Source organism: Labilibaculum sp. K2S (assembly GCF_030372765.1).
Classification (GTDB): domain Bacteria; phylum Bacteroidota; class Bacteroidia; order Bacteroidales; family Marinifilaceae; genus Labilibaculum.
The window spans coordinates 177,777-190,850 of record NZ_JAUCMW010000006.1; the positions used below are offsets into that span (position 1 = coordinate 177,777).

Consider the following 13,074-nt stretch of genomic DNA (forward strand, 5'->3'; position numbering starts at 1 on the left):
GGAGACTCTGTATTTTCACTTCTAGTTTAATAAAGCATTGTATTCAGCTTGTCTGGCGTCTAAGTCTGCTTTAGCTTTAGCAACCAATAATTTAAGTGTTTCAATGTTACTTTCCGCTTTCGCGATAACTAGTTCTTGATCTCGAACTGCTTTAGCTTGATCGTAATCTCCAGCCACAATTTCAGCAAGAGTTTTCTCTGCTGCGTAGATATCATTTTCAACAGTTGGGATATCACCAACTACCTCAGTTCCATCTTTTAATGTTCCTCCTACTAAGGCTTTAATAGCATCATCAATATTATCAGCCATATTGTTAAGAGTAGCTGATGTTTTTTCCTCAGTAGAAGTATTATAAATGAATACTAAAGCATTCAAACGATCAACCTCTTTTTTAATTGCAGAAATAGCTTCAGCTTCAGCAGTAGTAGCAGCTACAGCTGCAGTAGCTGCATCAGCAGCAATCAGATCAGCAGCATCTTTAGCATCTGCAGCATCTTTAGCAAGATCTTTAGCAACATCTTCAGCTGCAATAGCTGCAGTATATGCAGCATTTAATTCTGCTACCTTAGCATCAAAAGTAGCTACGAAAGCATCAGAGATAGCTTTTTTAGCAGTATAATCTTCAGTTAGAGCAACTAACTCTTCTTCTAATAATTCTGTCTCATATGTAGTTAGACCTGGAGCATCAAGTTCATCTTGCTTAGCATCCATAGCATCTTTAGCATCTGACGTTGCATTTTTAGCAGCATCAAAACCAGCTTGTCTAGCTGCAACTGTCAAGTAAATACCTTTTTCAAGACTAGCAGCAGCACCAGCATTTTCTCCTACCCAAGTCGTAATATCATCATATACAGCAGTAACAACATCACCAGCAGCAGTAACAGCAGCATCAGCATCATCAGCAACATCTTTAGCAGCCGCAGCAGCCGCAGCAGCAGCATCTTTAGCAACAATAGTAGCAGCTACATCAGCATTTGTTTTATTAGTTTGAATTGTCTCAGCTACCAATTGCTCAGCTACCTTAGCATCTCTTTCAACAATAAAAGCATCCCAATCATTGGTTTCTTTTAGGTCGCTTACTACTTTTAAGCTAGCAACATATCCAGCTTTAGTCGTGTTTAAAAGTGCAATTTCTGCTTCTTTATTACCTTTAACATCAATATTGTCAAAATCATACTTAGCACCAGCTAATGCATACTTAGCATTAACCAAAGCAGCATTTGCATCTAATAAATCATTTGTTGATGCATTCCATACTCCATAAGCCGCTGTATACTCACCATAAGCCAAATTTAATGCGTCATTTTTACGCCCCACTAAATCGTTGGCAATCACGGTAAAATCATATTCAGCTGTTATCTTTTGTCCTTCTAACACAATTTTAGCATTTTCAAGGGAAATTAATGCGTTAGATAAAACAACTTTGTCATTCGCCAACTTAAGCATAGCATTATCACTCTGTACTTGCGCTTCTGCAATTTCCATTGCATTTAAGGCTTCAGTTTTAGCATTAGCAAGTTGTTTCGCTTTAACATCAGCTTCCTTAAGAGCTGCTTCGAAGCTCTTAAGAGCTGCTTCTGCATTTCTATAGGCAGCATTCGCCTCTTCAACTGTAGCTTTTGCCAGGTTAATAGCCGCTTCAGATTTAAAATACTCTGCTCTGGCATTTCTCATATTTGCAACAGAATCAGACTCCTCATAAGTTTCACAAGCAACAAAACTAAGCGCTAATAATCCTAGAGATACAAATTTAAGTTTCATAATTTTTCTTTTTTTAATATTAGAAATTCAATGTGTTAAAATAAAATCAATCTATTTTTATTTTGTTCATCGCAAAAATAGTAGAACAAACACAAAATAACAATCATCATTATGTACATGTGTTATTTTGATGCATAACAACGTATTTTTTACACATAAGCGTTCAAAATAGTATATTTCAGAAATTAAAAAATAAAATTACACTTCAAAATACAACATTAAAATTTATTTATGTTTTAAATTATTATGATCTTTACAAGCATAAAGTAATACCAACTAAATGCCTTATGATAAGATACATAAATGCAATCATCGAAAATCAAAACAAAAAAAAGGAAGCAATTTTTGCTTCCTTTTAATGATTCTGTTGTCTCATCCTGAGATGTGTCTTTTTTCTGACGACTTATTTCAGAACGACTTATATTTTTCTTTTTATCTTATTTCTTCACACTAGTCAATGAATGAGCAAGATGCTTGAGTCTTTTCAGAAAATCTTTTTTCTTGCTTTCAGAAACCTCAACTTCTTTTCCTGAGCTTAAAATAATACGTCCGCCTCTTCCTTTGATGTATTGGCTGATGTAGTTTAGGTTTACCAGATGCTTGCTGTGAACTCTGCAGAATATTTCTTCCGGCAATATATCCTCAAAATTGGATAATACCTTAGAAACCATCAATACGGTATTATCACTCAGATAGAAATTGGTGTAACTGCCATCTGCTTCGCACCGAAGAATTTGATTCAATTCTATAATTCGCAGTCCATTTGATGTGGGGAGAATTATTTTCTGATGATGATTACTTAAACTATCACACAAGATCTTTATTTTCTCATTTAGATCAACATCCTGATGATTTTGTTTAAAACGTTTAACAGCACTCTGTAATTCAATATAATTAATTGGCTTTAACAAATAATGCAATGCAGCAAACTGAAAAGCCTTAATTGCATAATCGTTAAAAGCGGTTGTAAAAACCACCTCAAAATTACGATTTACCACTTTTTCCAGAACTTCAAATCCATCTCCATCGGGCATAGAGATATCTAAAAAAACCAAATCGGGCTTTAAAGTATTGATTGCTTCTATCCCAGTTTCAACATTATGCGCAAACCCAATAACTTCTACTCCGGGACAATACATCTCCAACAATTTATGCAGAGTTGATTGGCTTTTTAATTCATCATCAACAATTAGCGTCTTTATCATCAGCCTTTATTAGGTTAATATGAACCTAAATATATAAAAAAAGCACTCCATATAGAGTGCTTTTTTTATATTTATGTCTAGTTATTTAGTAATTCCAACAAGATCAAGAACAAAGGCGTATTCTAATGCAACTTCATGATAGCGTTCAAATCGACCAGAAGCTCCACCGTGACCAAAATCCATATTAATTTTTATCAGCAAAGGATTATGATCTGTTTTCTTATCGCGCAATTTAGCCACCCATTTTGCAGGCTCCCAATACTGAACCTGAGAGTCGTGCAATCCTGTTGTAACCAACATAGCAGGATAGTCTTTCGCTTCCACATTATCGTAAGGAGAATAAGAAAGCATGTAATCGTAATACTCCTTCTCTTTTGGATTACCCCACTCATCAAACTCACCGGTAGTTAATGGAATCGATTCATCAAGCATTGTTGTTACAACATCAACAAAAGGAACTGCTGCTATAATTCCTTTATAAAGGTCTGGTCTCATATTACTGATTGCTCCCATCAGCAATCCTCCTGCACTTCCACCCCACGCAAAAACTTTATCTTTTGCAGCATATCCTTCGGCTACCATGTACTCAGCACAAGAATTAAAATCGGTAAAAGTATTTTTTTTCTTTAAAAGTTTTCCATCTTCATACCAATAGCGTCCCATTTCCTGTCCTCCGCGCACATGTGCCGTAGCTACAACAAAGCCTCTATCCAACAAGCTTAAACGAACGGAACTAAAATATACATCGGAACTACTTCCATACGAACCATAAGCAGATAACCACAGCGGATTGGTTCCTTTTTTGAATTTATCTTTACGATAAACCAACGAAACAGGCACCTTAGTTCCATCTTCAGCTGTTGCCCAAATTCTTTTGGCCTCGTAGTTCGACTTATCAAAATCCCCAACAACTTCCTGCTGTTTCATTACCGTTTTCACCTTCGTAGTCATGTTGTAATCAATGGTTGAAGATGGTGTTGTTAATGAAGTATAACCGTAACGAAGAATATCTGTTTCAAATTCAGGATTTGTTGAAATCCATGCATCGTAAGTTTCTTCACCAAAATCGAGGTAATGTTCCTCATTGTCTGCCCAACGTCTGATTCGCAGCTGATTTAAACCATTCTTTCTTTCGCCGACAACTAAATAATTTTCAAAAATCTCAAAATTACTTAGATACACATCATCACGATTCGGAATCACTTCGATCCAATTCTCTTTTGCTGTTTTAGCTACCGGAGTTTTCATCAAACGAAAGTTTTTTGCCTGATAGTTTGTTCTGATGTAAAAATTGTCTTTATAATGATCTATACTGTACTCCAAATCTTTTTCGCGAGGTTGAAAAATGCTGAATTTACTATTAGGATTACTTGCATCTATATATCTGTATTCAGCAGAAAGAGTACTGGTTGAACCAATTATAATATATTTTCTGGATTTTGTTTTGTAACAAGATGTGTAGAAAGTATTGTCTTTTTCTTCGTAAACCAATTCGTCTTTTTCAACTGGTGTACCCAAAACATGCTTAAGTACTTTATAAGGCAATAAGGTTTCAGGGTGTTTCACTGTGTAAAAAACTGTTTTATTATCACTTGCCCATGTAATGCCTCCTGTTGTATTTACAATTTCATCAGTATAAACTCTGTCATCAACCAGGCTTTTAAACTTTATGGTATATCTTCTACGACTTAAAGTATCTTCAGAATAGGCAAGAATTTTATTGTTTTCACTAACCGAATAATCTCCTATACTAAAGAAACTATAGCCTTGCGCCATTTCAGGAACATTAAGCATGATTTGTTCTTCTGCATCTAAAGATCCTTCTTTTCTACAATACAAAGGGTATTCTGCATCACCTTCTGTTCTACTATAATAATAAAATCCATTGGATTTAGCAGGAACTGATTCATCTGTTTTCTTAATACGCGCAATCATTTCATCAAACAGCTTTGTTTGTAATTTTTCTGTATGCTTCATCATAGCATCAGTATAGCTGTTTTCTGCCTTCAAATAATTAATTACGGCTGTATCTTCCCTCTGATTCATCCAATAATAATTATCAATCCGGGTATCACCATGGATTGTAAGTTCTTTCGCTATTTTTTTCGCAACAGGTGGTTTCGGTGTTGTTGCTTTTGGACCACAAGACATTGCTAAAAGTGCAATTACAGCAATGCTAAAAAACAATTTAAATTTCATATGATTATAATTTTAAGTTTTTGCCATATGGAACTTACCATGCTGAAAAGAATCATTCCCCTGTGAGTCAAGATTGCCTGTCATGGACGTTTCATATTAGTAGGTTATTTAAAGGTGTAAACTTCACCTGCAATTATAAAAAAAACAATTGCAGGTATTTTGTTAATAAACCAAAACTAATTTAACAAAAATAACTATAGTATACGAATATTTTCGATACAGTGGATATATGAACGATTAAGGCTAAAATTAACTGGACGAAAGAACTTTCAGATAGGAGATTCCAAGTCGGATTTTATAATACTCAACCTCTTCTTTCATAAATAAATAGAGATCCTTAATATTACCAGTCTCATTCAAAGACCGATAAGCGTCTTCTATTTGTTCTAATTCTGAAGAATTCAGATACTCTGTTATATCAATATCAGCCCCTTTTTCGTAGAGTGAGGCCAAGTGAGAATAAATTGTTACTGGGTTTATTTTACGGATACTCGCAATTTCTTCCACCGAAAAACCCTGCTTGTAATATTCATAAGTCTGATAAAAAGATTCGCCGCTTTTTTTGGCTTCCTGATTCTTTTTCTGTCCAAACTCTACAATTTCATTAATGAATAAGTCGCCGTACAACTGATATTTCCGAACTCCTACACCCGATATCAATTTCATCTCAAATTCACTTGTGGGTTCTTCCTGAGCCATTTCCTGCAAACTGGCATCAGAGAATACTAAATAGGGCGGAATATTCTCTTCTCTTGAAATTTGCAACCGTAATTTTCGCAATGCTTCGAACAACCCTTCTCTGGCTTCTTGTTTCCCGGTTTTTACGATGGGTTTTACCTCCGGATCGGACTTCATTGAAGCCAAATGAACCAAATTTACAAGTCGCTCACCGAAAAGCACTTCTCTACCCTGCGCTGTCAGCTTTAAAGCATTCCCATCATCGTAAGTAACCGAAATGAAACCTAAATTTAAAAGTTGCAGCATGTATTGCTGCCAATCCTGATGTGCAATATCCTTACCAACACCATAAGTTTTTATTTTCTGATATCCCTTACTCAAAATTTCCTGACGCGACGAACCCCGAATAACATCAATTAAAATTCCTGCGGGCACCTTTTCTTTTAACCGAACGATGGCTGAAAATGCCTTTTGTGCTATTATTGTTCCATCGAATACACGAGGAGGATTTTTACATACGTCACAGTTGTTGCAGTTTTCCTCCAAATGCTCACCAAAATAATTCAGCAAAATTTTTCTTCGGCATATTTGAGCATCACAAAATTGCTGGATTCGCTCCAGTTTGGCATGCGAAACCTCTTTTTGTGATGATTCCTCGATAAATTTACGGTGAATGATTACATCCGAAAAGCTATAAAACAAAAGTGTATCAGCCTTTAACCCATCCCGGCCGGCACGACCAATCTCCTGATAGTAAGACTCTATATTCCGCGGTAGATTGTAATGAATCACCCAACGTACATTTGACTTGTCAATTCCCATTCCGAAGGCAATAGTAGCACATATTACAGGGACTTCATCATTAATAAAATCCTCTTGCCGGTGTGCTCTTTCCTCGGCAGATAAACCAGCATGATAGTAGGAAGCATTTACCCCTGCATTTTTTAATTTTTCGGACAGACCTTCAGTCGCTTTTCTGCTTAAGCAATAAATAATTCCTGCCTGATGTGGTCGCTGACGTAAAAATCCAAGGATGGTTTTAAATTTATCCTTACCGGGCGCCACATTCAAACTTAAATTAGGACGATCGAATGAAGAATTAAATTTTTTAGGGTTCACCAGCCCCAATTGATTGACAATGTCTTTCTGCGTTAGATTATCCGCAGTTGCGGTTAATGCAATTACCGGGACATGAGGAAATTGTTTTTTTAAATAGGCCATTTTGGCGTACTCCGGCCTAAAATCGTGCCCCCAAACAGAAATACAATGTGCCTCATCAATGGCAAATAAATTTACCTTGAGCTGTAAAAGCAAATAATAAAAATCGTTACTAAGTAATTTCTCAGGAGAAACATACAGAAGTTTTATACTACCGTCTGTGATTCTTTCCATAACATCAGCCTGTTGCTGCGAGGACTGTGAACTGTTCAAAAAAGCAGCATCAACACCGTTGGCATGCAAACCTTCCACCTGATCTTTCATTAGAGCAATCAAAGGAGAAACTACCACAGTAACCCCTTCCATTATTAAAGCAGGTATTTGATAGCAGATGGATTTACCGCCACCTGTCGACATAATCACCAAGGCATCTTCACCCTGAAGTACGGATTTAATAACCTTTTCCTGTAAGGGGCGGAAATGGTCGTATCCAAAATATTTTTTTAATGCGCGTTTGGCTGTTGTCATTGATCAATTTTGAAAGGGACAACAAAGCTACTACAATTGTGCATAGCTAAAAAATGATTTTATCAACACAACAGATCTCAATTCATTAATAATCCAAGTAAAATAAGATTTCCCGGTGTCTTTTTTTAAACATATCAATGATATCTTAAACCTGACAAAGATCATACACAAAAAAAACATCATCATTAGCCAAAAAATTACTTTTGCAGCGAAATACAAACAACAAACACACAAACAAAAATTATGAACGCAATTAAGTCGATTAGGGAAACTGATTTCCTTAAGAAACGAAGGTATGAGGCAGTAATGTTTCTGCTTACTTTTTTCGGAATTTTTGGTTATGTTGGTCACCAAATGGGTGTTGCCAACATGCTAAATACCATTATGCATACGGCATGGGATCTACTAATGAATACCGTATTCTACATTATGGGAATCACAGTACTTTCAGGAGCTTTAGGCAAGTTGCTGATTGAATTTGGTGTGGTTCGTTTACTCGAGAAAATTCTTGCCCCTTTAATGAGGCCGCTGTTTAATCTTCCTGGTGTTGCTGCTTTGGCCGGAGTTCTAACTTTTCTATCCGACAACCCTGCTATTATCAGTTTGGCAAAGGATAAAAATTTCAGCAAGTATTTTAAAAATTATCAACTCGTTTCTTTAACCAATTTTGGCACTGCTTTTGGAATGGGCTTAATCGTAATCACTTTCATGTCTACTCTTAGGATACCAGGAAGTGAAGAAAACCTATTTTTACCTGCATTAATAGGGCTTTCAGGAGCTTTGGTTGGTGCAATTGTTTCAACCAGATTGATGCAGCGATTGATTAAAGGTAATATTCCTGTGCGCAAAGATGACGATTTTGAGGGAGCCACTGAAAAAATCAGTTTTAAATCGGAAGGTGGCGTATTTCTACGATTTCTGAATTCTATTTTGGATGGAGGAAAATCAGGTGTTGATTTAGGATTGGCTATTATTCCTGGTGTACTAATTATTTCGACCATGGTAATGATGCTGACTTTTGGTCCTAAAGATGCAAGTTTGGGTTACCAGGGAATTGCCTACGAAGGAGTACCATTACTGCCTGAACTGGCCGGACACATCTGGTGGTTGTTCGAAGGATTGTTTGGATTCAAGCACCCTGAATTAATTGCATTCCCAATTACATCTTTGGGTGCGGTAGGTGCTGCAATGTCTTTGGTTAAAGCATTTATTGCAAAGGGAATTATTGATGGTAATGTTATTGCCGTGTTTACCGCAATGGGTATGTGTTGGAGTGGCTATTTAAGCACTCATACAGCCATGCTTGATACACTTAACTATCGGGAATTAACATCGAAGGCCTTGATATCACACACAATTGGAGGAATAATAGCGGGAACTTTTGCCCACTACCTTTATGTACTTTTGAATCTGTTTCTATAAATATATTTCACACCTATATTTTGAATGCCATTTCGTTGAAATGGCATTTTTTATAGAATATTATTCCATAGTAACCACGGTGATTCCTGCGCCACCCATTTGAATTTTTTCATCACGAAAATGTTCCACTAAATCAACTGTTTGTAAATATTCGCGAATCATTTGACGAAGAATTCCTCCTCCTGTTCCATGCAGAATACGAAATTCATGAACATCCAGCATGATAATATCATCAATATGATCAATTACCACCTGCAATGCCTCTTCCCCACGCATTCCCCTTACATCCAAATCGGCCTTAAAACTAAGCTTGCGTTTCGATATTTTTTCCTGAATTAAGGAAGAGGTTCTGTTGTAGGTCTTTTCCTCCTTTTTAACCTGAGACCGACTCACTTTTGTCAATCGATTCACCTTAACCGAAGTAAGAATACTGCCAAAAGCCACCACCGCAGTTTTTTTGTTGATCTCTATCACTTCACCTACGGCTGATTGATTGTCAAGCTTCACCAAATCGGCTTTTTCAATCACATCGGGATCGAACTGAACTTTAGTTTTTGCTACAACCGTAGCTTTGGATTCATCTCCTGGCTTCTCTTTTTTTGCTGTTTTATTTGAGCGCTCTTTCAGCTTCTGAATCTTCTTATTAATTCTCTCCTCTTCTTCCAATTCGCCCTCAGTCAACTGAATTTTAACCTGCTCAAATTCTTTTCTGATTTCGCGCGTACGCTCCTTTTCAGCCTTATTCTCCTTAATTTCGCGAATGGTTTTTTCGATGGATTTATTTGCGCTGTTCAATAGCTGAGCTGCCTCTTCCTTTGCTTTCTCTATTATCTCTTTTCGGAGCTTACTGGCTTCTTTCAACTCTTTGTCGTATTGCTCTACCAATACATTCAGTCGCTTATCACTTTTACGGATGTTATCGCGTTTGCTTTCCCAGTATCGCTTATCACGAACAATATCACGCAAGTGCTTGTCGAAATTGATATGATCTTCACCAATTTTTTCCGTAGCATCTTTTAAAATCTCCTCGGGCAAACCAATTTTACGGGCAATTTCGAATGCAAAAGATGATCCCGGTTTCCCCACCGCTAATTGGAACAAAGGTCGCATTTGGTGCGAATCGTATAACATGGCTCCGTTTTCAATCCCATCGGCCTCTGATGCAAAATGCTTTAAGCCCGAATAGTGAGTTGTGATTACGCCTCGCACCTTCTTGCGGTTTAGCTTATCTAAAATTGATTCGGCAATTGCTCCCCCTAAAGCAGGCTCGGTTCCTGAACCAAATTCATCAATCAAAATCATTGTATCGGTATTCGAATGACGAAGAAAATGCTTCATGTTCATCAAATGAGAACTGTAGGTACTCAAATCATTTTCAATGGACTGCTCATCACCCATATCCATGAAAATGTTGTCGAAAATTCCAATTTTAGATTCCTCGCCCATAGAAACCAACAAACCACACTGAAACATATATTGCATCAGCCCCAAGGATTGAAGACAAACCGATTTACCTCCGGCATTTGGTCCGGAAATCAACACCATTCTCTGCTCATTGCTAATTTCGATGCTAAGAGGAACTACTTTTCGTCCTTCTTTCTGAAGAGTAAGGTAAAGCAAGGGATGAACAGCTTTCTCCCAAAGGGCAGTGGGCGTTTTCACCATTTTAGGCAAAACGGCTTTTACCTGTATGGCAAACATCGCCTTGGCACGAATAAAATCCATTTTTGCCAAAAACTCGAATGCCCTAAACAAATCATCGATATAGGGGCGAAGCTGGGCGGTAAAATCCTGTAGTATTTTAATAATCTCGCGGCGTTCGGCATACTCCAACTCGCGAATTTCATTGTTTGTTTCAACAATTTCCGATGGCTCGATATAACTGGTTTTACCGGTTGCCGATTCATCGTGAACAATTCCTTTAATTTTTCGTTTGTGAGCCGACGGAATGGGAATAACGGCTCTTCCGTCGCGAATAGAAAGAGCTACATCCTGATCGACCCAACCCTCTTTTTGCGCTGCACGCAACAAAGTCTGCATCCGCTTCGAAATGGTCGATTGCTTTTGAATCAGGCTACTGCGAATCTGCTGCAGTGCCGGCGATGCATTGTCTTTTATTCTTCCGTTTTTAGTAATAATTGCATTGATCCGATCGAAAATGAAGGGATACATTTTCACATTCCCTGTCAACTTTTTCAGGTATGGATATTCTTTTTCTTCTGTATTCTGAAAAAAGCGAAGTATGGCAGAAATAGACTCCAGAGATCGTTTTAGATTGTAGAGTTCTTCCAACTCCAGATAAGTTCCTTCAATCCTTGCTTTTTCGAGACTTTGACGAACATCAATAAAATAGCCCAAAGGAAAACTATCTTCATCTAAACAAATGGTTTTAAACTCGTTGGTTTCATTTACCAAACGATTTACCATGTTAAAAGAAGAGGAAAACTGAATGGCATCCACCAAATCGCGTCCCAATGAACTTAAACATTGCTTTTTAATCAGTTCTTTTACTTTATCGAACCGTATTTTTGTTTCAAAATTTTCCGGATATATCACGCGCTGCTCTACAATCTTAATTATTTCTTCTGCAAAATTAATAAAAGACTTGGATGCACAAAAAGAAAGGAACAACACACTTGTGCTATTCCTTGATATTATTGAGGAACTTCTGTTTGGCAATTTTTCCCGATATACTCTTCAGACTGACTTACGCCCAATTTTACGGCTTGTTTCCAATCTTTGCAGGCAGCCTCTATCTCTCCCATCTTAAAGAAACAAATGCCTCGGTTTGCAAAAGCGACACCATAATCGGGCTTTAAATTAAGTGCGTAGGTATAATCTAAAACAGCTGTACTGATCATGTTTTTTTCCAGACAAATATTAGCCCGGTTAAAGTAATACTTATGCACCAAGTAGAAATCTTCACCATTCATTTTACTGTAAGCAATTGCCATACTATACCCTGCCATTGCTCTTTTCACTTCTCCTTTAGCCTTATACATTTCGCCCAAATAGTAACAGATCTCATCGTCTTGCTGAAATATTTTTTTAGATTTCTGCAAAATGGATATAGCTGTGTCGATTTTAGTAGAATCGTTCATAGCGACAGTATATAATTGCAAATATGGATTGCGAAAAGTTGAGTCTATTGAAATTGCTTCAATCAATAGTTTAAATGCATCCTGCATCAAATTGTCCTTTAATTTTATCATGCCCTGATTGGTTAAGGCTATGGCTTTATTTGTACTTTCAAGAGATACACTATATTCTTGGGCAAAAACACCAATCTTCGTCATAAGAAGCACGAATAAGATGATTAATTTTAATTTCATATTTAACTATATTCTATTTATTAATGCTGTAAGAGATAAAATGCTGAATCGAACAACTGTCCAATTCAGCATTTTCTTTTATTTATTGAAGTTGTTTAAAATCGATAAGCAAGAGTTAATAGAACAGAACTATTCTTCAATCCATATCTAGAACCTGAAATATCCGATTTCTCTGTCTCAAAATCTCCATAGTAAGCACTTTTCTTAATTTCACCGTCTATAATACTTACATTTGGAAGTGCTTCCACACCAACAACAAGTTTATTTTTAAACACATAATTAAACCCGAAAACCAAATTAAACCCATAGCTCGACTCTTTACTTACCGTTTTTCTCCAATCATGTGAGTCTTCCATCGTTTTATCCTCATGCGTTAACTTATAGTTGCTAAAAGACAAATCGAAACCATATCTAAACTCGAAGTTATCGTCAATTGATTTTCTAAACTCTCTTCCTACCATTAAATTTAAGCCAAAGTCTTTATCTGTATACTCATCTCGAACCTGCCGATATTGCTCCGGATATTTCATGGTAGTCTTTCCTCCCGTTAAAATAAGAGTATTAAATCTCCACATCGCTTTTTGTGTACCTACTTTATAGGTGATTCCAAATTCATCCAGGTTACTAAAAGAAAGTCCGACTTCTTTTTGTTTTGTTTTTTCCTGTGCCATTACCAACAAGGAAAATGCAACCGCCAAAGTTGTAAAAAGTACTTTTTTCATTTTAATTAATATTTCACTAGTGTCCCATTAAAATTGGGACGTTATTAAAAATTAAACAAATTTGGCTCA

The 13,074-nt window shown here is 36.7% G+C and carries 8 protein-coding genes; 1 reads left to right on the plus strand and 7 read right to left on the minus strand.

Translation table 11 applies throughout. The features are described 5' to 3' along the window. Positions 1-21 precede the first annotated feature (21 nt). From QUH73_RS09940 to recQ, 4 genes are all read right to left on the minus strand, one after another. Positions 22-1,761: a hypothetical protein gene (locus tag QUH73_RS09940; RefSeq protein WP_289530284.1), complete on the minus strand. Its 1,740-nt coding sequence runs from the start codon at positions 1,759-1,761 to the stop codon at positions 22-24. Between the two features lie 437 nt (positions 1,762-2,198). After that, complete coding sequence (locus QUH73_RS09945; RefSeq protein ID WP_289530285.1) at positions 2,199-2,966, minus strand: LytR/AlgR family response regulator transcription factor; 768 nt, start codon at positions 2,964-2,966, stop codon at positions 2,199-2,201. Positions 2,967-3,047: 81 nt separating this feature from the next. Continuing rightward, positions 3,048-5,165, minus strand: a complete 2,118-nt coding sequence (locus QUH73_RS09950; protein ID WP_289530286.1) for a S9 family peptidase — start codon at positions 5,163-5,165, stop codon at positions 3,048-3,050. Between the two features lie 249 nt (positions 5,166-5,414). Beyond that, entirely contained in the window at positions 5,415-7,529 is a 2,115-nt protein-coding gene (gene recQ / locus QUH73_RS09955; protein WP_289530287.1) for a DNA helicase RecQ, read from the minus strand. A 243-nt stretch (positions 7,530-7,772) separates the two neighbouring features. Between recQ and QUH73_RS09960 the strand changes: the two genes are divergently transcribed. Further along, positions 7,773-8,951, plus strand: coding sequence for a CD0519/CD1768 family membrane protein (locus QUH73_RS09960; RefSeq protein WP_289530288.1), 1,179 nt, complete (start codon positions 7,773-7,775; stop codon positions 8,949-8,951). Between the two features lie 60 nt (positions 8,952-9,011). On the opposite strand, the gene QUH73_RS09965 is transcribed toward QUH73_RS09960, so the two are convergent. The 3 genes from QUH73_RS09965 to QUH73_RS09975 form a co-directional block, all read right to left on the minus strand. Beyond that, on the minus strand, positions 9,012-11,507 hold the full coding sequence (locus tag QUH73_RS09965) for an endonuclease MutS2 (RefSeq protein ID WP_289530289.1): 2,496 nt from the start codon (positions 11,505-11,507) through the stop codon (positions 9,012-9,014). Positions 11,508-11,605: 98 nt separating this feature from the next. Continuing rightward, positions 11,606-12,283, minus strand: a complete 678-nt coding sequence (locus QUH73_RS09970; RefSeq protein ID WP_289530290.1) for a tetratricopeptide repeat protein — start codon at positions 12,281-12,283, stop codon at positions 11,606-11,608. Between the two features lie 95 nt (positions 12,284-12,378). After that, on the minus strand, positions 12,379-13,005 hold the full coding sequence (locus tag QUH73_RS09975; RefSeq protein ID WP_289530291.1) for a hypothetical protein: 627 nt from the start codon (positions 13,003-13,005) through the stop codon (positions 12,379-12,381). Positions 13,006-13,074 lie beyond the last annotated feature (69 nt).